26 protein-coding genes are annotated in these 26561 nt (G+C 42.9%); 16 read left to right on the forward strand and 10 right to left on the reverse strand.

The window, feature by feature from the left end; translation table 11 throughout:
• Nucleotide 1: 1 nt before the first annotated feature.
• Together HWN40_RS06240 and HWN40_RS06245 are read right to left on the reverse strand one after the other, a co-directional pair.
• Nucleotides 2-295 (reverse strand): carboxymuconolactone decarboxylase family protein, encoded by a 294-nt coding sequence (locus tag HWN40_RS06240; RefSeq protein WP_176964931.1) that lies wholly within the window; start codon nt 293-295, stop codon nt 2-4.
• 104 nt (nt 296-399) lie between these two features.
• Entirely contained in the window at nt 400-648 is a 249-nt protein-coding gene (locus tag HWN40_RS06245) for a potassium channel family protein (RefSeq protein WP_246276003.1), read from the reverse strand.
• A 348-nt stretch (nt 649-996) separates the two neighbouring features.
• On the opposite strand from HWN40_RS06245, the gene HWN40_RS06250 reads away from it, so the two are divergent.
• The 6 genes from HWN40_RS06250 to HWN40_RS06275 all read left to right on the forward strand — a co-directional run bounded on the left by HWN40_RS06250 (nt 997) and on the right by HWN40_RS06275 (nt 5631).
• Complete coding sequence (locus HWN40_RS06250) at nt 997-1407, forward strand: DUF5658 family protein (protein ID WP_218165487.1); 411 nt, start codon at nt 997-999, stop codon at nt 1405-1407.
• A 65-nt stretch (nt 1408-1472) separates the two neighbouring features.
• Entirely contained in the window at nt 1473-2918 is a 1446-nt protein-coding gene (locus HWN40_RS06255) for a dicarboxylate/amino acid:cation symporter (RefSeq protein ID WP_176964933.1), read from the forward strand.
• A gap of 109 nt (nt 2919-3027) precedes the next feature.
• Nucleotides 3028-3900 (forward strand): ATP phosphoribosyltransferase, encoded by an 873-nt coding sequence (gene hisG / locus HWN40_RS06260; RefSeq protein WP_176964934.1) that lies wholly within the window; start codon nt 3028-3030, stop codon nt 3898-3900.
• A 1-nt stretch (nt 3901) separates the two neighbouring features.
• On the forward strand, nt 3902-4114 hold the full coding sequence (locus HWN40_RS06265) for a hypothetical protein (RefSeq protein WP_176964935.1): 213 nt from the start codon (nt 3902-3904) through the stop codon (nt 4112-4114).
• Between the two features lie 287 nt (nt 4115-4401).
• Complete coding sequence (locus tag HWN40_RS06270; protein WP_176964936.1) at nt 4402-5043, forward strand: DUF998 domain-containing protein; 642 nt, start codon at nt 4402-4404, stop codon at nt 5041-5043.
• A gap of 117 nt (nt 5044-5160) precedes the next feature.
• Entirely contained in the window at nt 5161-5631 is a 471-nt protein-coding gene (locus tag HWN40_RS06275; protein WP_176964937.1) for a metal-binding protein, read from the forward strand.
• Nucleotides 5632-5642: 11 nt separating this feature from the next.
• On the opposite strand, the gene HWN40_RS06280 is transcribed toward HWN40_RS06275, so the two are convergent.
• On the reverse strand, nt 5643-6281 hold the full coding sequence (locus HWN40_RS06280; RefSeq protein WP_176964938.1) for a CDGSH iron-sulfur domain-containing protein: 639 nt from the start codon (nt 6279-6281) through the stop codon (nt 5643-5645).
• A gap of 253 nt (nt 6282-6534) precedes the next feature.
• On the opposite strand from HWN40_RS06280, the gene HWN40_RS06285 reads away from it, so the two are divergent.
• On the forward strand, nt 6535-7242 hold the full coding sequence (locus HWN40_RS06285) for a SatD family protein (RefSeq protein ID WP_176964939.1): 708 nt from the start codon (nt 6535-6537) through the stop codon (nt 7240-7242).
• Nucleotides 7223-7951, forward strand: coding sequence for a DUF3307 domain-containing protein (locus HWN40_RS06290; protein WP_176964940.1), 729 nt, complete (start codon nt 7223-7225; stop codon nt 7949-7951). The genes HWN40_RS06285 and HWN40_RS06290 overlap by 20 nt, the downstream gene beginning before the upstream one ends.
• Before the next feature lie 17 nt (nt 7952-7968).
• On the opposite strand, the gene HWN40_RS06295 is transcribed toward HWN40_RS06290, so the two are convergent.
• Genes HWN40_RS06295 through HWN40_RS06305 form a run of 3 tightly spaced genes read right to left on the reverse strand, consistent with a single transcriptional unit; the run spans nt 7969 to nt 10575 of the window.
• A complete protein-coding gene (locus HWN40_RS06295; RefSeq protein ID WP_176964941.1) occupies nt 7969-9288 on the reverse strand; it encodes a PEP-utilizing enzyme in 1320 nt (439 codons plus the stop codon).
• Nucleotides 9248-10117, reverse strand: a complete 870-nt coding sequence (locus tag HWN40_RS06300; RefSeq protein WP_176964942.1) for a PEP/pyruvate-binding domain-containing protein — start codon at nt 10115-10117, stop codon at nt 9248-9250. Before HWN40_RS06300 ends, HWN40_RS06295 begins: the two co-directional genes overlap by 41 nt.
• A 17-nt stretch (nt 10118-10134) precedes the next feature.
• A complete protein-coding gene (locus tag HWN40_RS06305) occupies nt 10135-10575 on the reverse strand; it encodes a pyridoxamine 5'-phosphate oxidase family protein (protein WP_176964943.1) in 441 nt (146 codons plus the stop codon).
• 136 nt (nt 10576-10711) lie between these two features.
• Between HWN40_RS06305 and HWN40_RS06310 the strand changes: the two genes are divergently transcribed.
• On the forward strand, nt 10712-12433 hold the full coding sequence (locus tag HWN40_RS06310) for an ATP-dependent DNA ligase (protein ID WP_176964944.1): 1722 nt from the start codon (nt 10712-10714) through the stop codon (nt 12431-12433).
• Nucleotides 12430-14163, forward strand: coding sequence for a DNA polymerase/3'-5' exonuclease PolX (polX, locus tag HWN40_RS06315; RefSeq protein ID WP_176964945.1), 1734 nt, complete (start codon nt 12430-12432; stop codon nt 14161-14163). The genes HWN40_RS06310 and polX overlap by 4 nt, the downstream gene beginning before the upstream one ends.
• Nucleotides 14164-14195: 32 nt before the next feature.
• Here the strand turns inward: polX and HWN40_RS06320 are convergent, their stop codons facing one another.
• Complete coding sequence (locus HWN40_RS06320) at nt 14196-14735, reverse strand: hypothetical protein (protein WP_176964946.1); 540 nt, start codon at nt 14733-14735, stop codon at nt 14196-14198.
• 296 nt (nt 14736-15031) lie between these two features.
• On the opposite strand from HWN40_RS06320, the gene HWN40_RS06325 reads away from it, so the two are divergent.
• Together HWN40_RS06325 and HWN40_RS06330 are read left to right on the forward strand one after the other, a co-directional pair.
• Nucleotides 15032-15628 carry a hypothetical protein gene (locus HWN40_RS06325; RefSeq protein ID WP_218165489.1) on the forward strand — a complete coding sequence of 199 codons (597 nt, stop codon included), beginning with the start codon at nt 15032-15034 and terminating at the stop codon, nt 15626-15628.
• Nucleotides 15629-16061: 433 nt separating this feature from the next.
• Entirely contained in the window at nt 16062-16580 is a 519-nt protein-coding gene (locus HWN40_RS06330; RefSeq protein ID WP_176964948.1) for a pentapeptide repeat-containing protein, read from the forward strand.
• Nucleotides 16581-16680: 100 nt separating this feature from the next.
• Here the strand turns inward: HWN40_RS06330 and HWN40_RS06335 are convergent, their stop codons facing one another.
• Nucleotides 16681-19065 carry a PDC sensor domain-containing protein gene (locus tag HWN40_RS06335; protein WP_176964949.1) on the reverse strand — a complete coding sequence of 795 codons (2385 nt, stop codon included), beginning with the start codon at nt 19063-19065 and terminating at the stop codon, nt 16681-16683.
• A gap of 213 nt (nt 19066-19278) precedes the next feature.
• On the opposite strand from HWN40_RS06335, the gene HWN40_RS06340 reads away from it, so the two are divergent.
• Entirely contained in the window at nt 19279-19698 is a 420-nt protein-coding gene (locus HWN40_RS06340; protein WP_176964950.1) for a MarR family winged helix-turn-helix transcriptional regulator, read from the forward strand.
• Nucleotides 19699-19763: 65 nt separating this feature from the next.
• On the forward strand, nt 19764-22160 hold the full coding sequence (gene lon, locus HWN40_RS06345) for an endopeptidase La (RefSeq protein ID WP_176964951.1): 2397 nt from the start codon (nt 19764-19766) through the stop codon (nt 22158-22160).
• A gap of 72 nt (nt 22161-22232) precedes the next feature.
• On the opposite strand, the gene HWN40_RS06350 is transcribed toward lon, so the two are convergent.
• A complete protein-coding gene (locus tag HWN40_RS06350) occupies nt 22233-23501 on the reverse strand; it encodes a chloride channel protein (RefSeq protein WP_218165490.1) in 1269 nt (422 codons plus the stop codon).
• A 284-nt stretch (nt 23502-23785) separates the two neighbouring features.
• Between HWN40_RS06350 and HWN40_RS06355 the strand changes: the two genes are divergently transcribed.
• Nucleotides 23786-24583, forward strand: coding sequence for a helix-turn-helix transcriptional regulator (locus HWN40_RS06355; protein ID WP_176964952.1), 798 nt, complete (start codon nt 23786-23788; stop codon nt 24581-24583).
• A gap of 413 nt (nt 24584-24996) precedes the next feature.
• On the opposite strand, the gene HWN40_RS06360 is transcribed toward HWN40_RS06355, so the two are convergent.
• Nucleotides 24997-25566, reverse strand: a complete 570-nt coding sequence (locus HWN40_RS06360; protein WP_176964953.1) for a GNAT family N-acetyltransferase — start codon at nt 25564-25566, stop codon at nt 24997-24999.
• A 141-nt stretch (nt 25567-25707) separates the two neighbouring features.
• On the opposite strand from HWN40_RS06360, the gene HWN40_RS06365 reads away from it, so the two are divergent.
• A complete protein-coding gene (locus tag HWN40_RS06365) occupies nt 25708-26505 on the forward strand; it encodes a dienelactone hydrolase family protein (protein ID WP_176964954.1) in 798 nt (265 codons plus the stop codon).
• The last annotated feature ends 56 nt before the right edge of the window (nt 26506-26561 follow it).

The following is a 26561-nucleotide window of genomic DNA, read 5'->3' on the forward strand; positions in this document are numbered from 1 at the left end:
CCTATTCGGCATCTTTCAGTATACTGTCATACACATCCGTCCAGTGAAGCTGGGAACCTCCGGCAATGAACATTGCAACTGAAATAGCCTCAGCAATCTCATCTTTTGTGGCTCCGTTGTCCAGAGCCCTCTGAGAATGTATCTCCACACACTTCTCACATCTCATCAGTACGGCGGATGCAATGGCAATTAATTCCTTTGTCTTCACATCAAGGGCACTGTCTTTGAATATGCTTGATCTCAACTGGGAAAAGGCGTCAATCGTTTCCGGTAATTTGTCAGATATTATTGGCATAATAATTTCTCCGTTTTATCATACGATTTCAAAAATAAAAGCTTATAGATAAAGAGGTGAAATACATAACTTCGGATTCCGATATATTGACTGAACTCTCAAATCTATTCAATATCTTCTTGCACTTCCATGGTATTTTCCGGATTTTTTCGGTGTATCTTCCTTCTTCTGCTTACTCTTTCCTTCTGTCTTCTCCTGAAATACTCGGCACTGGCGTTAACAAAGCCCAGAAGTATCCCAAGACCAATGAATACATAGATGATGGTGAAGACCTTACCCAGGTCGGTGCTGGGCGCAAAATCCCCAAAACCTATGGTCGTAAGAGCTATCACAGAAAAAATAAAAGGAATCAAGCCAGCTCCATCCCTCTATAAAGTGGTAGGCTACACTGCCAAAAATAAGAGTCATGAGTACGAGTGCAAAAAAACTCCTGAACTCAGGTTGCTTGAGCATTTTGTAAAGCGAGCCCAGAAATATCAGAAGTGGTACGATTAACGGAATCATAATTCTTCCACATTACATACTTTCTGTCTTCACATGCAAATAGCAATCGCTAAAATTGTCATATTTGTCGTTAGATTCTCAATTTCACTTTCCTGAGGGATTGTATGTAAACATATGAGTATTTATTCTGAACAAAGTTTCTCAAATTTTTAAATGTTCCGGGTCATAATATTTACACAAGGAAATGGTGGGAAATCTTGGAGTTGTTCTCAGGATCTGATAGTGCTTACTTTAAGTTATTTTCATTGCTGAAGAATGTGGATTTCGGCGAATTCTTCCACGATCTGAGGTATGTTCTTATCTTTTATGTTCTGGGCGATCTGCTTACAACCGTATTTGCTATTGAAAACGGAATGGGCTATGAAGCGAATTTTCTGATTGCAGTACTCCTTGATTATTTCGGATACTATAGCATTGTAATACTGAAATTGATCTTCATTTCCTTTTGTTTTCTAGACTACCTGTATCTTAAAAGACGTGGTTATCGTTCCATGTGGGATATTACAAGACATATGATAACCCTGCTGGGCATACTGGTGGTCATTAATAATCTGCTGGTAATCAGCGGTCTGTGGGTTCCGATATATAGTTTTATTTATAGTATATAAAAATCCTGAATCTACGGTTTTTTACACCAAAAACGCCTTTAATAATGAGTTGAACACTCAATAACATGTCAGGAAGATACAACTTACGCGACCCCCTATCTATTGTACATCCCCGATCATTAAAACATCTGCATTATCAACTGAACGCACTTGTTGAAGGCAGACTATGGCTTAAGATCCTTCTCGGTATGTTCCTTGGAATTGTCACAGGTCTTGTACTCGGTCCTTCCGCAGGCCTGATAGATCCACAGACCTCATACGTCATAGGAGAATGGCTGGCACTTCCGGGATATATCTTCCTTGCCCTGCTACAGATGATAGTCGTGCCTCTGGTGGTTGCCTCGATCATACTGGGTATTGCCGCCGGTGAGGATATGGAGCAGCTAAAAAAAGTGGGTCTGCGTACTGTAGCATACTTCCTTGTGACCACGGCCATCGCCATAATGATCGGTCTGGGACTGGCCATGACGATCGATCCGGGTACCTACATCAGTACAGACACGGTTCAGCAGACCATGGGTTCCGAGACCGTACAGGTAGCCGAAGAAACCTTCAGCACTCCTGAAGTTGCTGACGTTCCGGGGATGATATCAACCATATTGCCTACAAACCCTCTCGGAGCACTTGCCACGGGACAGATGCTTCAGGTTGTGATATTTTCAATAATAATAGGTGTGGCCCTGATCTCCATGGCGCCAAAGCAATCAAAGCCCTTGCTGGAACTACTTGGCTCGTTACAGGAAGTGAGCATGACGGTTGTGCGCTGGAGCATGTTGCTTGCACCAATAGCCGTATTCGGGCTAATATGCAAGTTCACGATCAACCTTGGAGTTGAAGCATTGCTTGGAATGCTGGTATATGTAGGGACAGTACTGCTTGGACTTTTGATGTTACTGCTGTTCTATATGCTGATAGTGGCTACCGTGGCAAGAAAGAATCCTATCAGCTTTCTCCAGTCATCCAGGGACGTATTACTGCTTGCCTTCTCCACATCAAGTTCTGCCGCTGTGATGCCCTTGTCAATCAAGACAGCTGAGGAGAAGCTTGGTGTCAGATCATCCATATCCCAGTTCGTGGTACCTCTGGGAGCAACGATAAACATGAATGGTACGGCTCTATACCAGAGTATTGCAGCAGTCTTCCTTGCACAGGTTTTCGGAGTGGACCTTGGTTTTGGTGCACTGCTACTCCTGATGGTGACTGTTGTGGGAGCTTCCATAGGAACACCGTCTACTCCGGGAGTCGGTATTGTCATCCTGGCAATGATCTTGAGTACCGTGGGTGTGCCTACCGCCGGAATAGCTCTGATAATCGGTGTGGACAGGATTCTTGACATGAGCCGTACGGCTGTGAACGTGATAGGGGATATCGTTACCTGTGTTGTAATGGACAAATGGGTGGACGGAAAAGAGACTGCATTCGAAGAGCCTGCTGAGTTTACAAGACATGAAATGCCAAGACCTTCCATCGGGGAAGACATTGCTGTAAGTCATGCAGATCAGCAGGCATGATCTTACTTTTTTATCACTTCTGTTGATTGATTAATCAGGAAACACTTATAAAACACAACTATATTCTTCTTATGGTACTTTCATCAAAATAACAGACCGAGATGTGAAAATGATAGATATAGCTCTCCCCAAAGGCAGTTTAGAGGAACAGACCTTCCTTTTGTTCAAGCAGGCGGACCTCGAGATTAAAAAGACGGACAGGGATTACAATCCTAAGATAAATGATCCCAGGATCGATAAGATCAAGATACTCAGGCCACAGGAAATTCCCGGCTATATTGCAGAGGGTTACTTCGATCTTGGAATCTCGGGACTGGACTGGGTTACCGAATCCGATTCCGATGTCGTGGAAGTGGCTGATCTGCCATACAGCAAGCAGGGTGCGGGTAACGTGAAGATCGTCATAGCAGTGCCCAAGGATGCACCAATTGAAAGTGCGAGGGATGTAAAACCCAACAGCAGGGTGACCACAGAATACCCGAAGATGACAAAGAAATTCTTCGAAGAACGTGGCATTCCGGTGGATATACATTTCTCCTACGGTGCAACAGAGGCAAAAGTACCCGATCTCATGGATGTTGTTGTGGATCTCACAGAGACAGGATCTACCCTGCGCAAGAACGGCCTTAAGATAGTGGATATTATCATGGAATCATCCTCCAAGCTTATAGCAAACAAAAAGAGCTGGGAAGACCCTGTGAAAAGACAGGAAATAGAAGAGATAAAGACACTTCTGCTCTCTGTGATCAAGGCAAGGGGGAAGGTGCTCATTGACATGAACGTTCCTGCAGATAAGCTGGATGCGGTTATTGAGGCTCTGCCTTCCATGAAAAGGCCGACAGTATCACAACTCTACAAATCAGATTTCTATGCTGTGGAAACTGTTGTAAACAAAAATGAAGTAAACCTATTGATACCCAAACTCAAATCCCTGGGAGCCGAGGATATACTTGAGATGGATATCTCAAAGATAGTTTACTAGAATGATTGAAATCTGTAAAAGAAAGGGAAAGCAAAAAGAAGTGCTTTCCTTATATTTTGACAATAACCCTGTTTTGACAATCACCCGTCCTGAAAAGGACATAACCCCACTCGCTCATACTCCATTAAAGATGAATGCTGAAAAGTGGAACGTTAATCTGCCAGTTTTTCTTGAGGGAATGAGGCAAATATGGGACAAATTAACGCTCCCATAATTCTGATTTATTTTTCAGCATTTCCGGCTGGTTTATATCATACCGGATCGTTTTTTGACCGTTTTTCATTCGATCAGGTTTTTGACCTTTGAACGCAAATTCTAGTATTAATTTGCACTATATAAATATATCTATCTTTCTATATATGTTAAGAATGATGATGATGAGGTTTAGCATTCAGTTCAATGTCTGAATTAAAAATAGAGATATATTCATCTACCTGCTCTCGGATCAAATTCATAATCAATATTCTTAAATTAAGTATTAACATTTGGAAAAAGGATATTATGACCGCAGAAAGTACAAACCGGCCTGACATCAGTTATCAAAACATTGCAGGCGCACTGCTGTTTATTGCAGGTGTGATAGTATTTTTAGGGATAACCACGGCAGAGGCAGTATATCCCAGTTACAGTACATCGCAGAACATGATAAGTGATCTTGGAGCCACTGTACCACCCAACAGCATCATAGTCCAGCCTGCGGCAAGCATATTCAATTCCACCATGATACTATCCGGTCTATGCATAATCTTTTCCGCATATTTTTTGTATCGCTCATCCGGGATGGATATATTCACCACCACATTGGCTCTTTTCGGAATTGGCGTGTTTGGTGTGGGTATATTCCCCGGAAACTTTGGCGCGATTCATGCAATATTCGCTTTGCTGGCATTTCTCTCTGGAGGTATTGCCGCAATTGTGAGTTACAGACAGAGTTCATCTCCGCTCAATTATTTCTCGGTTATACTTGGACTTATAGCGCTTCTTGATCTGCTTCTGTACTATATCCTTGGTATGGAAAGCCCCTTTGCCGTTCTTGGTCCCGGAGGACTTGAACGCTGGATAGCATATCCTATAGTTCTGTGGATGATCGGTTTTGGAGGATATCTGATGGGACTGTCACAGTCACATTTTTCCGGGGAGTAAGAAACTCAATATCTTTTTTTCAGTTTTAACTTACGATCCGTATGCTCCCAAAATTCGAAGAGTATAAAAGCATTTAAAGCATATATAAACTGAATTTATCTTGAGGGGATAGATGAAATGCCAGACGGAAAAACACATGAGATGATCAATATGGCAGTATTGATAGTTGCAGTTTCAGGACTTCTGTATCTTGCAACACTGAAAGAAGCACTTCTTATCGCCGGTTACCTGAATACATATACAATAATGACTTTTGCCGTTGCATACCTTTTTGCAACGTTCTTCCTCAGCCCGGACCTGGATATCGAGAGCAGTTCTTACAAAAGATGGGGGATATTCAGGATACTATGGTGGCCCTATAAGGTTATATTCAAGCACAGGGGCTTCTCTCACAACCTGATACTTGGCCCGCTTTCCATAGTGATGAACCTTGCATTGATAGCCATACCTGTGCTGTTGCTTGCAGGTGTACAACCGCAGAGTCTTCCACCTGACTTTATCATAGCCGCTGTTGCAGGAATGGTGCTATCCATGGAAGTCCATATAATTTCAGATAACTTCATATCAGGTATAAAAGGAGCCTTCTGAGATTTAGGCTTTCAATTTTTTGGATCTTTGAAACCGACTTCAAAGTGGCTGCCATCACAGAATGGCTTATTTTTTGAAGCTCCGCATCTGCAAAGAGTGTAATGATCCTCTGTTTCGGGTTTTGAACCATCGGGATCATTTAATTTTATCCCGCCGACAACATGATAGGCACTGTCCTTTGAAACAAATATCTCCGGTTCATGTGGATAATCCCTGTAGTGTACATCGTCGATGGTATAGCTCAGAGCCCCTGAAGGACACATTCTGATCAACTTTGCTATCTCTTCAGCTTCGGCATCATTTGGATCGATTCTCGGTTCTTTTCCCTTCCTGAATACCGAAGGCAGAATCTCGACACAGTGGGCCGCATGGCTGCATACTCCCCTGTTACTGTGAATGGTAATATTCTTCCCATGGAAGGTTTCAATTCTGTCCGGGACACGATCATCTTTCTTTTCCCCTGAGAAATCGTTCTTCAGGTGTGAACCGTCGCAAAAAGGCATTTTTTTTGATTTTCCACATCTACACAGTGCCATGACCGGACCTGTCTCGATAAAGATTCCCTTTGAATTGCGAAGTGTCTTAAGATCTCTCACAATATACGGCCCGTTCTTTGAGACTTCTATAATCGGTTTATCCTGCTTATCCACAATATCTCCCCTTTGAGATACTCTGTAGGCATCGGATTTCTAGTTTTGCTCAAAATTATTGGTCTATAGATTCGATTTAGTATTACTATAATTACTATAATCCGTTTTTTAACCCATATCACTTTAACCAAAATATATAAGTTCAATAGATTCTAATACATTATTATTAGCTTTAAAACTTATTTCATATAATAATAATCTTTAAAACTAATACTTTAAATATAATATATATTCATCCGGTCAGGTGGAGCTTTTGGTCAATAGAAATACTTTGTATGCTGTTATAACAGGAGACCTTGTCGGCTCATCCGAGATAGATTATGCTTGCAGGAAGGCGGTCCTTTCATACATGCATGACTCCTTCAGGTTCCTGGAAAAAGAGATGAATTTAAAGGATGATATTCTTCTGTCTTTTGAGATATTCAGAGGTGACAGTTTTCAGGCCGTGCTTAACCCACAGCATGCGTTGCTGGCTTCTGTGATCCTTTATCTGAAGCTGGGTATCTTTGATAGGAAAGGAGCGGACCTGTCAGTAAGGATATCGATCGGTATTGGCTCGATCGACTATCTTCCTGAATCCGGGAATATCGGAGAAGCAGACGGCATGGCTTTCCGTTTATCCGGAAAAGCCCTGGACAGCATGAAAAAAAACAATCAGTATCTGATGATAACCAGTCCTGAACCTGCACTGGATCTGCTGTTCGAATCCCAGTGTGCGTTCTTTGATTTAACAGCAAGCAGGTGGACGGATATACAGAAAGAGATATTGCTTGGAAAACTCTCAGGTCTTACACAGGAAGAGATAGCAGCCATGAAGGGAAAGACCCAGTCTTCCGTATCACAGAGTCTCAAGGCCGCTGGATTTGATGCAATAAAGACTTTCCTTGACAACTACGAAAGCTTATTTGCGTATCCCGGTATATTCATGCAGAGTGATAAAAATGGACCCGAGCATTTTTGATATATCCCTGCTGGCACGACTAATCCTGGCTCATTTGCTCGCTGACTTCGTGTTCCAGACCAGGTCCATGGTGGACGACCGTTTTGAAAACAGGTGGCTTTCACACTGGCTTTACATTCACGGCCTGCTTGCAGGCCTGCTTGCATATTTGCTCTCAGGTCATTATGCTTACACAGGGCTGTTTATTGCTTACACTATCGTCCATATACTGATAGACGGCTTTAAATCAACCCGCAATGACGATCTGAAATGGTTTGTTCTGGATCAAACGGTCCATATGATCACGATTATCGCACTCTGGTCAGCAATAACAGGTCCTGAAATACTCCTGACAGGTCTCCGGTCTGCAACACTTAACATCGAGAATGTATGGATACTAGTCGTTGCCTACACAATAGCCATCTGGCCAAGTGGTATTCTAATAGGCAAGTTTACAGAGCCCTGGCATCAGGAAAAGGACGGCACAGAAGGTGAAGGCCTGCCCAACGCCGGACTCTGGATCGGTCGTCTGGAGAGATTCCTTCTCCTGACATTTGTCCTGCTCAGCCAGTATCAGGCAATAGGTTTGCTTGTCACTGCAAAATCCATATTCAGATTCACAACTGACAGAAAGGTAAGTGAATATATTCTCATAGGCACCTTTCTAAGTTTTACTATCGCGGTTCTTGTGGGCATTGTTACAAAATGGATAATTGGCTCTGATTTCTAGATTTACTAAAATTAAGCCTAATATTTTCCTTCACCTTTTCTGATGGTTACAATTCCCAGATAGCCATCAACCGTAACTTCGTCTTTGTTTGCAATTATTTTTGTTGCATCAGGTATTCCGGTTACACAGGGAATCCCGTATTCACGTGCAATAATAGCACCGTGTATCAGCATTCCGCCCCTGCGCTCGACTATACCGCTGACCAATGGCACAACAAAGGTCATATTCGGATCTATGGAATCGCAGACCATGATCTCTCCGGACTTAATGTCGAAGAGATCCTGTTTTTCGTCAATAACCCGTGCTCTTCCGGTAACTATCCCCTCACCTGCCGGCTGTCCCTGAATCTGCCTGACATTTTTCTTTTCATGCAGGGTCACATCCTCTCTGCTTATCCTCATTTTCTTTTCAGGAATGTATGCACTGTCCCTGAGCGCCTTTACAAGTTCTTCCAGTTCAAAATTATCTTCTGGGTCAAGTTTGTCGGATCTTGCTGCTATTCTCATCTTTGCCTCGTTCAGGCTTAGGAGATACTGATGCTCTATCCTTCCCAGATGGATGTTGTCGTCATCCCTCAGGCGATAGCTGATACGTGCGATATCAAGTAATTCCTCGGCAAAGCCTTTTTCCTCTTCCTCAAAAGCGGAAATAAAAGACCTTTCCAGTTCACTGCTGTCTTCTTGATCTTGCTTTTCCTTTTCAGGATTTGAGGCCAGCTTTATTATGTGACCAAGCAGGTCTTTCCTGGTTTTGAAGATTCCCGAATGACCGAAATCCCTGAACAGCTTTTCAAGGCCTTCTGCAAAATCTCCCTCAACAACCCCATTTTTTGCTTTGTCCATGAGAGATGCATCATTTCTGAGTATACCTGCAAGTCTGTTGATACCTTCATTCCTTTTTATACTCAGCATCTCAGAACCCGAAAGCAGATCCATGAATTCGTAGGGGTTTGACGGTTTAACCCTATCATTGTAGACCTGACCGAAGAGTCTCATGCCATGTGCAAATGGGATGAACTCGTCGGTGTAACGCTTATTCCATTCTTCATAAAGTTTTTTCCTTCGGATTATCTCTTCGGCGAGCTTATTGTCGTCCATTAATGCAGGATTGATGGATTGCAGTAATTTTGCATCACTTATCATCTCCGGGATTAATTTATCCTCTATTTTTTTGCGAAGGGTGTGTAAATTATCAATATTTCTCCTGAGTGAGAGATACCAGAGCTTTTCACTGTTCTGAGAGATTGTCACGGGTCTTGACTGCAGCACATAAATATCATCATCCCTTTTAGTCCACTCAATATCCTGAGCCAGCCCGAATTTTTTTTTCCAGTTCAAGGGCAATATAATGTATTTCCAGAACATCCTTTTCTTTCAGTGGAATGGTATCTGATAAGTTCTCAGGTAGTTTTTCCAGCGCCGTACCGGTCTCCTTTAATCGTACGATCTTACCCCGGACGGACGGGCCAGAATGTCTGATTATGGATTTTTTTTCTCTGTCAACCAGCCATCTGTCTGGTTCCACATCACCATCCACCAGTCCCTTGTTCAAACCATGAACAGCTTCTATCACCATCTGGTTGTTGTTCTCAGGACCCTTGCTAAAAACAATACCCGATACTTCCCCTGCCACAAGTTCCTGGACAAGTACGGCCATACTGCTGTGATTGATATCCAGTCCCAGCTCTTCCCTGTACAGCAGAGCAGCATCCGACCAGAGAGACGCCCACACGAGCCTTATGTGTTCCATAATGGAATCAATTCCCCGAACATTGACATAGGATTCGTGAAGTCCTGCAAAGGATGTTTTTTCTGAATCCTCTCCGGGTGCAGAGGACCTGACAACAACAGCTGTATCTGAAAAGTATTTGATCAACTGCTCACGGATACCCCGGTCAAGTTCTTCAGGGATTGGTGTGTTCAGGAACATATTCCTTATTCTCAGAGATGTGTCCCACATCTCCTCCCAGCGCATGTCCTTGATATCCTTTCTTGAGAGTTCCAGTATTATCCTGCCTTTGATGGAGGTGGATTCAAGATATCTTTCATAGGCTTCCGTGGTGATGCAGATAAAAGGAGGAACCTTCAATTCTTCTCCGGTGATCGTGTGTAATGAAAATGCCTTTGAGCCGATTAGTTTCCCGTCATTTTCCCGTATTTCTTCCATGGAAATGACAAAACCTCTCATCTCATTTTCAACTCCACTACATTCTGGAAGCTGCTTGCAATAATATAGCTTCTGACTTCCATTCTCATAAGGGCTGAAGAGGGAGATTTTATGAAATCTCTGAGATGTGGGTGTTTTTCAAGGTAAAGTGACACGACATCATGTGTTTTCTCAATCTCAATGACGTTACCGTTTGCATTTGCAGCTATTGCATCCTTGAAATCATCTTCCTTATTGGATCTGTTATCTATCATCATGGATGCTGTCCCGGAGGAACTGAGATAGGAATATTTTCTTGTGGAAACAGGGGTCACAAAGAAGATATATCTGAGGTCAGCACTGGCTACGAATGCCACCAGATTGGTATATGGTTCATTTTTATGACAACTTGCAAGAACTGCAAGATTCTGTTCTGTAAACAAAGTTTCAAGACTTTTTTTCAGATCACCGGCTGACATTCCATACCACCTGTAATTTCTTATCCCCCAATTTCCCCTATTTTCAGATTCATTTTAGTGTATTTATCTTTTCTTGAATTCCAATCTAAAATTATTTCAGTCTGAACTTTCATATTACTATCAGGATTGGGGAATCATGGGGTCTTTTGGGAAACTTGCAGACCTGTATTCTAAGATTGAAAAGATAAGTTCTCACAAGCAAATAGTTGAAACTCTGGCATCCTTTTTGACCGGGCTCGAGCCTGAGGATGTCAGGGTTGCCGCTTATCTTGCCCTTGGAGATATTGGTCCTAAGTTCGAGGATATCGATCTCGGACTCGGGGAAAAGCTCTGTATCAGGGCAATCTCCCTTGCATATGATATTCCAGAAGAGGATGTATCCGGTATTTTTTCCCGGCTTGGTGATCTTGGAGATGTGGCTTTCAAACTGGATGAAAGAAAGAGAAGCTCGGTGAGCATGCAGGATGTTTTTGAGCAGATGGTCAGGATAAGGGATAGCTCCGGTCCTGGCAGTCAGGGTGAAAAGGTATCTGTCCTGTCACAGCTTCTTGAGAAGTCCACATCCCTTGAGGCTAAATATGTTGTACGGATAGCCCTTGGGCAGCTAAGACTCGGATTCGGGGAGCAGTTCCTCATTGAAGCTCTGGCACTGGCCTTTACAGGCGACAGGAAGAATGCAAAAAAGATAGATGATAGCTACAACATATGCACGGATATCGGTGAACTTGCCGGATCACTTGCAGAACATGGGATCAATTCCCTTGGAAGTTTCTCAATAAAACCCGGTAGGCCTGTGAAAATGATGCTTGCAAAAAGAGTGGATAGCATTGAAGAGCTGAACAGGAAGTTCCGGGGTGAGATGGCAGCCGAGGAGAAGTATGACGGCGAGCGGGTGCAGATACATGTTGACGGGAAAGAGATCATGGCATTTTCCAGAAGACTGGAAAATATCTCAGAACAGTTTCCCGATGTGATAGAAGCCTTTCATGAAAGTGTCCAATCCCGGAAGATGGTCATCGACGGGGAGATCGTTGCATACCGGGATTCGAATATACAGCCCTTTCAGGAACTTATGCAAAGAAGAAGGAAACACAATGTAGAAAAATACATGGAAAAAATACCGGTAGCTGTTTTTTGCTTTGACCTGATCTATCTTGACGGCAGATCCATGTTAAATGTTCCGTACTCTGAAAGAAGAAGATTACTTGAGAAGAACCTGCAGGAAACAGAGAGGATAAAACTCTCACGCAGGATAATAAGTTCCAATCTGGGTGAGATACAGGAGTTTTTTGACAGAACCGTTGATAAAGGACTTGAAGGTATAATCATCAAATCAGTTTCTGAAAAATCCATATACCAGCCCGGCAAAAGGGGCTGGCTCTGGGTAAAGTGGAAAAAAGAATATGCAAAAGGTATCAGGGAAACCTTTGATCTGGTGGTTGTGGGAAGTTATTACGGAAGAGGACGAAGGCATGGATCATTCGGTGCACTCCTGTGTGCGGTATTAAATGAAGAAGAGAACCGCTTTGAGACCTTCACAAAGGTTGGGACAGGATTTACCGACGAGGATTTTGATGAGATGAACTCCTTGCTCGAAAACCATCTTATCGACAAAGCTCCTGCAAATGTAGTTATCAGTAAGGATATGGAACCTGATCTGTATGTGGACCCGTCTGTAGTCATAGAGGTACTGGGTTCGCAGATAACAAAAAGTCCGGCGCATACAGCCGGAAATGATAACACTGAAAAAGGTTTTGCGCTCAGGTTCCCGAGGTTTTTGAGGATCAGGTATGATAAGGGACCTTCAGAAGCCACGACAGTTGAGGAAATAAAGGATATGGAAGAGGAGTTTACATGATCAATCGTGAGATCGCAGATATTCTGAACGAAGCAGCGGATATTCTCGAGTTCAACGGGGTTGAATGGAAGCCCCGTGCCTACAGAAGAGCTGCAAGAAAGATCGAGGACCTGAGTGAGGATATAAGGAATATCTACCGGAAAAGTGGAAAAAAGGGACTCGAGGATATACCAGGTGTAGGAAGCGGTATTGCGAATCACATTATCGAATATCTCGAAACCGGTAGAGTTGAAAAATTTGAAAGACTCAAAGAAGAATCACCAGGTGGTACCGGCGAGCTGGTGGAGATCAGAGGGCTTGGTCCGAAGAAGGTGAAAAAGCTGGTTGAGGAGCTGAATATCAAAACAGTCTCAGATCTTCGGGAAGCGGTGGAGGAACATGAGATCAGGGAACTGGAGGGTTTCGGGGAAAAGACAGAAGAGAATATCCTCAAATCCATAATCCTGTTTGAGAAAAGTCATGAACGCATGCTTCTTGGAAAGGCCATGGGCCTGGCAGAGGATGTCCTGTTCTATATGCAGGAGAACAGTGAACTTGAGAAGATCGATTACGCGGGTTCCCTGCGCAGGATGAAGGAAACCATTGGTGATATCGATATGCTGGTAATTTCCAGTGATCCTGAAAATGTCATGAAGACTTTTGTCAACATGGAAGATGCCGACAGGGTGGAATCCAGAGGTCTTACAAGAAGTACTGTGATTCTCAGGGGAGGGATACATGTTGACCTGAGGGTGGTCCCGGCAGAAAGTTACGGGGCAGCAATGCAGTATTTTACAGGTTCGAAGGATCATAACATTGCAATGAGGGATCTTGCCATATCAAAGGGCTATAAGCTGTCAGAATACGGTCTGTTCAGGAAGGATTCCGGTAAAATGGTAGAGGGTGCGGATGAAAAAAGTATCTACTCTAGACTTGGTCTGCAGTATATCCCGCCGGAACTCAGGGAGAACAGGGGAGAGATCGCTGCTGCCGGGAAGAATGAGCTGCCGGAACTGTTAGAGCTCGGTGATATCAGGGGTGATCTGCATATCCACACGACTTTCAGTGAAGGAAGCGACAGTCTTGAGGAGATGGTAAAAGCTGCGGAAAATATGGGGTATGAGTATATTGCGATAACAGATCATTCAAGATCCCAGAGAATTGCCAGTGGTATGCAGATCGATGAACTGAGGCAGCAATGGGAGGAAATAGACAGGGTCGCAGGAGAATATGATATCCGGATTCTCAAAGGTGCCGAGGTTGACATTCTAAAAGACGGAAGCCTGGACTATCCGGATGATATCCTGGCTGAGCTGGATATTGTTGTGGGTTCTGTCCATTCTGGATTCAAGTCCCCGAAGGAGGAGATGACTGAAAGGATAGTGGCAGCACTTGAACACAGGTATATGGATATCCTGGGTCACCCATCCGGCAGGCTGATAGGTAAAAGGGAATCATATGAGGCTGATTTTGATACTGTATTTGAGACCGCAGTCAATAACGGTAAAATTCTGGAGATAAACGCCCATCCTGAAAGACTTGATTTAAACGACAGGTTAATACTAAAAGCAAAGGAGTATGGCGTAAAGTTCAGCATCAATACAGACAGCCACTCGACATCCAATCTTTCTTTCATGAAGTTCGGAGTGGGACAGGCACGCAGGGGCTGGCTCACAAAGGATGATGATATTAATACATATTCCTATGACAGGCTCAGGCAATTGCTTGAAGATATAAGAAAAAGAAAATGAAGATGCAGGAAATGAAAATTAAATTTTTGTTTTTACTTCCTGTACCAGTAAATGGCTGATAGTACTCCGAGTCCTGTCAGAATGGCACCGAATCCCGGAGCCTGTTCCTCGGATATCGGGCTTTCTACAGGTTCGTCAGTGGTTTCCTGTTCCGGACTGTTATTTGCGGATTCGCTTGTGTTTTCAGCAACCTGCTCACCTGCAGGATCGCTTTCATTCACCACAGTCACATCGGATGGATCAATATCCTGTGTTCCGGGATTATCTTCCGGATCTCCCGGGAATGTCAGAGAATTGATTTCCTCAAGGTTTGTAAAGCCGTCCTCATCGGAATCCAGGCTTTCAATGGAAGCGAAATCCATGCCACTTTCCTGATAGGCTATTCCGTAAGGATTCCTGGTACCTCCTCCATTAGGATTGACATGACAGGTATTGCATGTATCAAGTTTTGTGTCTTCGGTACCGTATTGATCGTTGAAATTCGCAAGATATGCAGGTCTTGCTGATACGATCAATGAGCCCAGTAATAGTATTGTCACTAATAAGGAAACGACAATTATTTTGTTTCTCATAGATCCACCACACTTCCAGTAAGGATACTTATTCGTTATGTATTTAAGTGTTTTTGTCCGTGCAGGAAAATTGCCTGGCGTGTTCCGTAACGGGACGATATTAACTATGTCATAATTATTTTGAGTTAATAAAATATTTGTATTATGTGTGATTTATTAAAAGTGTATTATTTGAAGGAAACTTGGTCATGAGACTGATAAATCGTATCTTGATGTGTATCATGCTAGTGATTATCGTTATAATACCTGCGCATGCTGACATAATGCCACCTGGAATGAAATCTTTCGACAGGTGTGTGAAAATATCGAATATTGAAGAGTTTCCCGATGTGGTTTTCATAGGTTACATTACAGGCCCTGTGATCCGGTGTGAGAATCCATATATCATTTCGTCCGATGAATGTTTGACACAGTTCTACAAAGCCAATGACCTGACAATTTATGCTGTTGATAGGGATTATCTTGATAAAACAGGACTGGAGAATATCGATTTTGAAACAGATCCCAATATTTTGGGTTATACACTGGAGATAAATCCTGATTGGGAGTATACGATAATAGCAAATCCACTGGTCAAAGAAGAGATATATTATTCAATAGCAGGTTTCAATGATACTGAGTTAATACTTTATGAATCAAAAAAGATATCAAGATATGTTGGGTTACCTGACAGAACTGAAATCTTCGAAGAACCCGAAGTGAATGATCTGAGATTGACTATTAATTCATCTTTGCCGGATTCACAAGAGAATTCACCGGATCTGCGAAAATCGGAGAACTTCACTGAAGATTTAGACCTCTCCTCTCCACGTGAAACGGAGACTGCTCAAAGTTCGATCCTTGATGAAGTGGTATGCTATTTCAAGGACTTGTTTGGTGCAGTTCGGGGATGACGGTGATGAATTATGAATATAGTTTCTTGCTGTCTTTGTTTCTTACAGTTATTGTCGAAACCTCGGTTTTGTTCATTGTTGCCAGATGTTTTCTCATTAGAGATACGTCCCATCTAAGTAATGGCCTTCTCTTATTTGCAGGCATTTTTGCATCTTTTTCGACCCTACCTTATCTATGGTTCATATTGCCTGTGTTCATCAAACCTTACTATCTGTATGCTGCAGTCGGAGAATTCCTGGTTGTTCTGATTGAATGCGTATTCTATTATTTTGTATTGAGAATTGGTTCCAGAAAAGCTCTTTTTTTATCATTTGTATGTAACCTTGCATCATTTCTGACAGGTTTGATGTTGAATCTTATTTATTGAAGAATAAGCTAATCAGATATCTTAAATGGCAAAGTTATTAATGAAATTCAGACACTTTTTTGTTTATGGAATTTGAGGACGAAGGATTTGAAGAGGAAACTTTTGAAGGTCTCGATCTTACAGGCGTATCCTTTAAAAATTCAAAGTTTGTGGACTGTATTTTTAAGAACTGCAATCTATCTAATGTGAATCTGAACAATACCAAATTCCAGAATGTGAAATTCATAAACTGCAAGGTCATGGGACTGGATTTTTCAACATGTAACGATTTCATACTCACGATCGGATTAGAAGATTCCTTCATCTCCTATTCCGTGTTCTCCGACATGAAATTTGAAAACACTGATTTTATCAACTGCCGGATAAATGGCTGTGATTTTGTGAACACAGGTCTTAAAGGTGCCAGTTTTGAAAATTCGGATCTTGAGGACAGCATTTTCAGGAACAGCAACCTAAGTTTTGCATCTTTCAGAAATGCAAGGAATTATGATATTGACCCCAACGAGAATTTCCTTAAAAAGACCAAATTCTCGGTTCCTGAGGTCATCTCTCTTCTGAATTCTTTTGATATTGAGATTGTTTGAATTATTTAACAAAAGGTTGCCTTGGGATGGATTTTAATCTCATTTACTTAACTGTGATGCGAAGGCCAATAGTTTTGGCATTTGATAATCTTTTATTTTTTCAGGAGTTTGTAGAAATAGGCCGGAGGACGCAGGCAATCCAGTTCAGTCCCGGATATTCCCTATATCCCTTGGTCCGGCATGCGCCATAGATGTATTTCTGGTCATTGAATTCAAAAATGCCGGAAACCTTCTCTCCTGACTGCAGAGCTAAAACTTCAGTCGGAAGAGTAAGGACAGAACCAACAGAAAAATCCACCTCGTCTGTTGTCTCGATTACTTCAAAATCCCTGTTAACGTAAACAGCAACACTGCCGGAGATTACATTTCCGTTCCTGTCCTTGGGAAGACATGTTGACAATATCGTTTTTGCTTCAGTGTCCCAATCGAACAGGATGCCCAATACTCCAATAGCTTCACCTTCCCGGTTTCCATTTTCGCGAATGCCGCCGGCATAGGTCAGAGACCGGTGCTTATCCTTTTCCAGAGGGGAGTTCATGACGTCCTGAACAACATATTGATTTGACTGTGAAGTAAGGGCTCCTTCCTGGAACCAGATATGATCAGACACATCAAGTCCACCAAGTTCACTCATTAATTCTGTATCAGAACAGGCTTTGATAATACCATTCGAATCTGCCAGAACCAGATTCCTGTACATGGTATAACTGCCATTGATAACTTTTAGCCGATTACTTGCTTTCATAAATTCCTTTTCAGATGGATTTAGAAGCGCTTTCCAGAAATATTCATCAGTTGACCACCAGCGAATATCAGCCGACCTTTCAAAGAGGTTTCTGTCAATCAGATCGATTGCCTGCTTGGCAAAGTTTTCCAGTGTCCTTAAATTCAATTGCAGTTCGACGGCTGCCATTTCCTGCAGCAGTTCTTCCATTTTCGACGTAATGAAATTGCTGGATTGAGTTATCTGTTTGAAGATTGGTCCCAGCTGTTCACCACGTTTTCCCATTTTTGAGGCATATATGGTCCCGTTAAGCGATATCAATTGAATTTCATTTTTATCATTCTGTATTTTTGCATAGGTCTGCTTGTTTATTTCCGGATTGATATTGGAATTCATTAACTCCTTTGATTCGATATAATATTCATCAGCCTGAACCGTGTCCGCAAAAATATGAGATTTGGGAAGAATGACATGCGAACTCCAGCCAAGCCCGCGATATTCCAGATATCCATCTGTTCTGGATGAAAAGATAGCGGAGTCGACTCCTTCAAAAGCCATATAGGTATTAACCTGTTCGCCATCAGCTAAGGCACGGTTATTTCTGGGGATATGCGCTCTTTTCCCAACCTCGAGTATGTCTTCATCTGTTGAGGCGATAATTTTTCCGTCACTGCTGGTAAACATCGAATAACAGCCATCCTGTATGATTCCCGCCTGAGTCAAAGGCATATACTCATCCAGGATGATCTTTGCTTCTCCCTGAAAATCAAAAAAGATGCCCATGGCTCCAAGCACGTTACCATTCTCATCGCTGTCTTCACGAACAGCAGTCGAATATACCAGGGAAAGCTGCTCCTCCACGCTGGATGGACAAATATCCTGGGCAATATATTCTGTTCCGTTATGGGTTTTCAAAGCTCTGGTAAACCAATCTTCATCGTTTACTCTTATACCTAAAAATTCTGATCTTCTAAGGCTGTTCGAGTTGGCGATGATATATCCTTCGGAATCGGCAATGACCAGGTCCCGATAAAGTGTATAGGAATTCTTGATATCTTCCAGCCGATAACATGCAAAAGAGATCCTGGAATCCAGGTCCACCAGATTCTGCAAAAAATCCTCCAGATCCTTTCGATCTTTTTCACCACCCTGAAATTCAAGGCAATGGTGTTTGAATCTTTCGATAAAGTCTTTTAATGCTCCATCTCTTAATAAGCCTGAAAAATTTCTGAGATTATCGGCGATTGAAAGAGAGGCATTCTTTCCCTCAGTAGTTGTCGGTTCATGAGGTTCAGACCGACTTGGGTATTCCTCCAGAATTTGCAAAATAGATACCGCGTTTTGTTTGGTATTTTCGTAAAATGAAATACATTCGCTAAAAGCTGTTTCCAGTGCCCACCATCTCACATCGCAAGTCCGCTCCAGAAGATTCCTGTCAATGGTGTTGATCTTATTATAGGCAGTAGTATGAAGAATCGATTCATGTTGTTCTTCTTTAGCGATATAGTATTGATCAAATAGCTTCTTTGTGATCTGCAATAATTGTCTTGAAAAATTTTCCACACTTTTCATTAGTTCTGTGATCTGATCCCTTTCAGTTGAATTCTCACTAACCGCAACAGCTATGGCCTCTCCATAAAAACATACCGGAATAATAACATTCAATTCACTGACGATTTCTTCATAGAACTCTCGATGTTCAAAACGTATTGAAGGATCAAAGACACTAAAACTTTTTTTCTCACCAATCTCAATTACCATGGACATTCACCCCTTTTATTCTTTGGTTCCAGATTTTAGCCTGTTTTTTAAATCAAAGACAAGTATTTTTCATATGTAAAATACCAGAAGTAGCCTTCCTATATATTGTATATAAGTATTTGTATATATTATTTTTGAATTAATTTTCTTCAGGAGGTAGTTGCAAAAGCTTTATAATTAGGAAAAGCCTAACTAACTATCCGGACAGGGAGCATGAAAGAAAAAAGAGAGCATTTGTACGTAATTTTTGATAATCTGTTGCGGATTAAAAGTGAATGCTCTACTGAGGTCTTCTCCGGATGTCAGTTGTCGGACATTAGTGTGAAGCAGATAGAATACCTGAAGATTATAGATGAACACGGAAAAGTGACATTCAGCGGTCTTGCCAGAATAACCAGCAATTCCAAACCCACGATTACGGAGATGGTCAACAAGTTCGTAAAAATGGATTGCGTGTATCGGGAAAGGTCTCCCGATGATGGCAGGATGTTCTATATACGTCTGACAGAGAAAGGACAGACGATAGCCCGCGCCGAAGAGAAAGCCCTGATGCAGTTAATTGAGAAAATGACAGATTCACTTGACGAAAGAGAAATGGATGTTCTGATAAGCATCCTGAGAAAAGTGAGATAATTTTTTTCTGTCTATAGTTAGGCAAAACTGAACTAAATATTTACGATAATCACGAGTGACAAATAATGTATACACAAAGAACCACCGATACCAGAGAGAACAAAGAGAATATTATAACCCCTCTCTTTGAAACAGTGGCATATCCCGGAAGCCAGACAAAATTTATCACTGATAAGGCCACCGGAGAACTCCTTCTGGAAGAAGTAAAGGACAGCGGACCTGCATATGCGGTCGGACTGACTGTAAAAAGCGGTACAAAGCCTGCTGAACTTTCAGAGGAAACGATGTACACAACAGGCAGTCTTTTGAAGGTCATGATGGTACAGCCTGCCGATAAAGGATACATGGTATCTGCAAAGTCAATACAGAGGGTGAAAGCTGTCTCTGTGCAGAATAAAGAAGGAGTGTTCTACGCAGAATATGAAACGGTTCCTGATATCCGCGATATTGATGAAGAGCTGCAGGAAAGTATCAGGAAGGATATTAAAAAGACCATTCATGAGATAAGTGATCGCTTCCAGAGCTCTGAGCAGTTTGTCAGACCGATTGAAAAGATGGACTCCGTTGACCAGATCATAGGCTACGTGATGCCTTTTATCCCAATCGAGCTCAAAGACAAACAGGACCTTATGGAAACTGTCTCCGTCCGTGAACGTTACCTTACATTCCTCTTTGTGCTTACAAAGCAGAAGGAGAATATCAATATCCAGATCGAGCTTGCAAAAAAGGTTGCTGAAAAGGTGAACAAATCACACCGTGAGGCAATGCTGCGTGAACAGCTAAAGCTGATCCAGGAAGAACTTAACGAGAACGATGACCCGATTTCAGGTGAGGGAGGTTACAGGGAAAGGATCGAGAACTCGGCAATGCCTGAGGATGTTAAGAAAAAGGCACTTGGAGAGCTAAAGAAACTCGAGACCGGGGGAGATCATAACCCGGAAAGCCATGTCATCCGGAACTATCTGGATCTTCTGATCGACCTTCCGTGGGTTGTAGAGGAGAAAAAGAGCATTGACATTGAAGAAGCCCGTGATGTACTTGAAAGCAACCATAACGGACTTGAAAAGGTCAAGGAAAGGATAATCCAGCATCTTGCCGTAATGAAACTCAAGAGTGAGAAACAGGGCTCGATCATCCTGTTCACGGGACCACCGGGCACCGGAAAAACAAGCCTTGGAAAAAGCATTGCCGATTCCCTTGGAAGAGAGTATGTCCGTGCAAGCCTTGGAGGTGTCAGGGATGAAGCTGAGATCAGGGGTCACAGGAGAACCTATGTAGGATCCATGCCCGGAAGGATCATACAGGGTATAAGGAAGGCAGGTACCAAGAATCCGGTCTTCATTCTCGATGAGATAGACAAGCTTTCAGCTTCCTATTCAGGTGACCCTGCAAGTGCCCTTCTGGAAGTCCTTGATCCTGAACAGAACAGTTCATTCTCGGACCACTATCTGGAAGTTCCCTACGACCTGTCAGAGGTATTGTTCATAGCAACAGCAAACTCCCTGTCAACCATACCGGGACCACTTCTTGACAGAATGGAAATTATCGAGATATCAGGCTACACCAGAAATGAGAAGCTTGATATCGCAAAGGACCACATACTCCCGGCGATACTGGAGGATCACGGGCTTGATGAGGATAAGCTCAGGGTAGAAGACGACGCTCTTAACATGATCATTGAAAAGTACACCCGTGAAGCAGGTGTCAGGGGACTCAAGAAGCAACTTGCAAGAACTGCAAGGTTCGTGTCCGAAAAGATCGTATCAGGAAAAGCTCAAACACCTTTCGTGGTAAAGACGGATATGCTCAAGGAGGTACTCGGTAAGGAGCTGATCAGACAGGATGAGGCCAGAAAGGATAACGTACCGGGTGTTGTCACAGGACTTGCCTGGACACCTGTGGGCGGAGATATCCTCTTTATAGAAGGTACCTTCATGCCCGGAAAGGGTAACCTGACACTGACGGGCCAGCTTGGTGATGTGATGAAGGAGTCGGCGCAGATCTCCCGGAGTCTGGTCAGGTCAAGGCTTGCAACTATCGCAAGCAGCTTTGATTTCGCTGCCAACGATATCCATATACACGTACCGTCAGGTGCTACTCCGAAGGACGGTCCTTCTGCGGGCATAACTCTCTTTACGGCGCTGGCGTCCCTGATCATAGACAGGCCTGTTGATCCAAAACTTGCCATGACAGGCGAGGTAACGCTGAGTGGTGCCGTACTGCCTGTTGGAGGTATCAAGGAAAAAGTGCTTGCAGCACACAGAGCGGGTATCAGAAAGGTGCTTCTGCCAGAGGAGAACAAGAAGGATCTGGAAGATGTACCGGAGGAAGTCAGGAATGAGCTTGAATTCATACCTGTGGAAACCATTGAAGAGGTTCTGAAAGAGGCTCTTGATATTGATCTGCCAAGGCCGATGGTATCATTTGCCGGAAGTAACTGTGCTTCTGCACACCATCTCTGAAAAAATAATATATTCTGGCCCATGATCGGGCCACATTTCTTTAATCGTGTATTTTTCGTTTTTTCTTTGATATCATTCTTGTGTGGGAAATGATGATTCTGTTTTTTCTTCTTTTTTGATCAGCAGTCCGTGTGTGACACTGAAGGCCACAAGTGCTGCGACCAGGACCGGAAGTGCATTTGTCAGAGATATTCCTATTATCACAATTCCTATAACTGCCAGTGACACCGGTATTGGTACAATGGATGCAGGCACTGCGACTATCATACAACCCAGGGCCAGGCCCAGCGGAAGCTGTGGAAATATCAAATGTATGGCCGATCCAACAGATGATCCGACAAACAGGAGTGGGAAAATTGGCCCTCCTATAAAACCGAATGATAGTGCCCCGCTCAGGGCCAGCAATTTTGCCAGGGCGAATATAATTAGAAGAAATACTCCGATCTCTGCTGCCTGTTGAGTGACGGTGACCATTTCATTTGTACCCAGGCCGACAGTTGTAGGCAATGCCACGGACAGCAGTCCAAGCAGCAGTCCGCCTACTGTACTGCGTAATATGGGCTGCCCGTTAAGTGGCATCACAAGCCGACTCAGGATCTTGTTCATTATCGGGAAGAGCAGGCCAAAGGGAACTGCCAGGATGCCTAACAGAACCGCTGCTGCCAGATGCCAGATCCTCAGATCATATGAGGGTGGTGCCAGAAGATCCAGTAGTAGTGAAAATGAATCCCCGCCCAGCCAGTAAAAGAGACTGAAACCAACAACTCCGGAGATTGCAGCGATCAGCAGGGTTCCATAGTAGACCAGATTCTGCTGATGTCTGGATTCAAAAAGCATCAATAGTACCGCGAATGGTGACGAAAACAGGCCGCTGTAGGCAGATGAGACTGAACTGAGGACATTGGTCCGTGTTGTTCCGGTGTCCATCTTGCGTCGGTCAGATATCCAGGTTCCAAGACCAGCTGAGAGCATACCTGTGGGGACTTCAGGTCCGAGACTGAAACCGCTTATAAGTGATAACAGTGATGCCAGTAGTGAAGAGGGTACAGGTTTTGGATCCATACGACCTTCATCCACGGCCTCAAATACGTCGAGTTCTGTCGCCGAACTGTAATGATGGACCAGACCTACCAGAAACCCTATAGATGTCATGATGACTACCATTAGCCAGGATCCTGAAAACGGGGTCCAGTCCGTAAGATCAGGCAGGATCAGGCTCTGTCCAGCGTTCATTAGGCCGATGAAAATAAATGCTCCCATGGCACTGATCAATCCTAAGAACAGACCCCAGAACATGCGCAGCCAGTATTCCCTGGATCTAAGATCAAAATCCTCTGACATATGAAATTCCCACCCTGACTATTGATATCAATTGCTATTTTGCCAGTATGACCCGTAGCATATCAATTAGCATATGTTCTGCCGAAGCAGCAATCATACCGTCTCCCAGTCTTATTTATTTGATATACATTGCATGCATTTCAAAATTGTGAACAAAGGCTCGATAATTCTGTTTAGAAGTATACTGTCAATAGATAATTTATACGAAATCGAAAACCAGTATAGTTATATATACTATAATAGTCAGTTTTTTATGTCATCTGAATTCGAATTGATGTAGAGGAGTGGTCAATATATTAAGAAAAAAGTTACTTGATGTGATGTTCTCTTCGGAGAAAAGAAAGAACGTACTTCTTTTTCTAAAAGATGGTTCACGGGGAATGGAGGAAATACTCCGTCATCTGGAAACCACCAGACAGGCCCTACTCCCACAGATGCGTATACTTGAAGACCATCACCTGATTACTGATTCGGATGATACATATAGCCTCACAGTCCTCGGTGAACTTGTAGTTGATAAAGCTAGTCCGCTACTCAAAACTGTTGACCTTCTTGACGTGGATATTGATTACTGGGGAACACGCAATCTTGAGTTTCTTCCACCTGCCTTGCTTGAAGGATTGAACGGGATCAGTGTATGCAGGGTTATAACACCTCCTCTTACGGACCTGTATGAGGTACATAAGGACTTCCACAATGAAAGCAAGAACCCCGGAGCCACATATGCGGTAACTGCATTCCTGTATCCTAATTACAACCAGATATTCACAGAATTACTTGCCAGCGGTGTAGAGGTGAATTTTATTGTCTCAAAGGAGCTGTTTGAGAAAATCCGGGCCAATCACAGGGAAAATTTTCAAAGGCTTCTTGAAAACGAGTCCTTTAGAATGTATGTATACAACAAAGACATGGATTTTCTGTTTTTCACCTATGATGATTTCCATATCCTGATCAACCTGCTCAAAAAAGACGGCACTTTCGATAATAAACATGTTCTGTGCGATAGTATGGATTCTCTGGAATGGGGAAGTGAATTCTTTGAATACTGTCGGGAGAACTCCACTCCTGTAACTGAAATCTAATCTTTCTTTAAATGCCAGAGAGGCAACAGGGAAAGAAAAACAAACTTAAAATGTCCTTATCAGGATAGAAGAATCACAATTTAGAACGACTTTTATATTATAAGTCACGTTTTGCCAGTAATAAGTTTCACAGAAACAAAATAATGAGTGTCAGGGAGGCGCCGATAAAACCACCACGCTTTGGCGCCTCTTTCCTTACGAATCCGAGATATCCCCATATCCCGTAAATTTCGGTCTAAAACGTGCGAGCGACCCATGCTCGCAATGTATAATAGGCTATTTTTGTATATAACCCAAACCGTTCTTAACAACACGAACTATACTATCTTTTGCTTGCAACATGAATTATCATGACATTATAATTTCAGTCCGGTCCATAATCAGTAAAAGCACATTTAGAGGAATTATTATTTTTAATCTGTAGGACTCCGGGTCAGGTCTGAAAAAAAATTCTTTTTGTTTATCATGTATAAAACGTGCCTACTTAAACTACTATCCATTGGCACTTCAGGATGATCGAATTCTGCGATTCTGATCATTCCGATCCTTTTCATCACCATTTCAGATCTTGTGTTCTCAACTGCTGTAAAGGAGTAGATATCACTGAAACCGAGATCTTCAAAGCCAAACCTCAAACACCGCTTTGCACCCTCAGTAGCAAATCCTTTGCCCCATGCTTCACTTTTCAGTCTCCAGACAATCTCTATACATGGTGTGAAAAAAGCCCTGAAATCTGCATTATTAAAGCCGATAAAACCAATGAAATCGCCACTTTTCTTTATTTCTACAGCCCACAACCCATAGCCTTTTTCTGCCATATTCTTTCTGATCCTGTCAAACAGCAGATCACTTTCTTCATGGGACAGGACATCGGGAAAGTACTTCATAACTTCCTGATCTGCATTCAGTTTTCTGAATTCATCCTTATCTTCCTGTGTCCAGGATCTGAACACAAGCCGTTCTGATTCAAAGAAATTATTCATCTTCTTCCTGTTTTAATCGCTAGTGTGGAATATGGATTATTATTGCAACCATGTATGTATAGAAGCAGTATAATGCTATGGTCCGGAAAAAGTAAGAAAAACTATATATCCACACAAATAAAAGGAAAATTGGGGGTTTAAATGAAAGCATTATTTCTTTGTCTTTTGATGATATTAATCGTCGGCTTATCCGGCTGTGTAAGTGACACAGATGAGACCACCGGCGAAGAAACGGATGTCAACACAAGTACAGCGGAATCTGAGGTAAACCTGAGCCAGGTGGAAATAGTTAGTGACGGTCAGACCTATCCGGCTTATGTGGCCGCACCCACAACGGAAGGTGAGAAACCTGCAGTGGTCCTGATACACTCATTCAACGGGATGGAACCCGGTTACGTAGATCTCACTGAAGATCTTGCTTCGGAAGGGTATGTGGTGATATCTCCCGAATGGCAGACCTTTGAACAGTCACCGGCTGATGCAACTGTCCAGCAGTTGATACTTGACTCGGTTGACTATCTTGGAACAAGGTCTGATGTGGACACTGAGCGACTCGGTCTCACAGGTTTTTGTGCAGGAGGACGCTATACAATGCTCTTCCTACCTCAGATGCAGGAGTTTGCATCCGGGGTTGCCTGGTATGGTTTCCCGTACTCAGGAGGTACTGAGGCTCAGCCCGAGCAACCCGCTGAACTCATTGACCAGCTTGAAGCACCGATACTGATAATTCACGGGACAAGTGATGAGGCAAGCAGCATATCTGACATATATGCATATGCAACTGAGCTGGATGCCGAGGATAAGTACTTTGAAATGAAAATATATCAGGGACAACCACATGGTTTCATGATCGAGGACGGAGAACTGTCTGATAGTTTTGAAGCACAGGATGCATACTGGCAGATGGTCACATTCTTTGACCGTACACTGAAACAATGAGAAAATTTAAGCAGCAATAAAGAATGGTAAGAACAGGCAGAGATGAGATTTTGATA

The organism is Methanolobus zinderi, from assembly GCF_013388255.1.
Classification (GTDB): Archaea; Halobacteriota; Methanosarcinia; order Methanosarcinales; family Methanosarcinaceae; genus Methanolobus; species Methanolobus zinderi.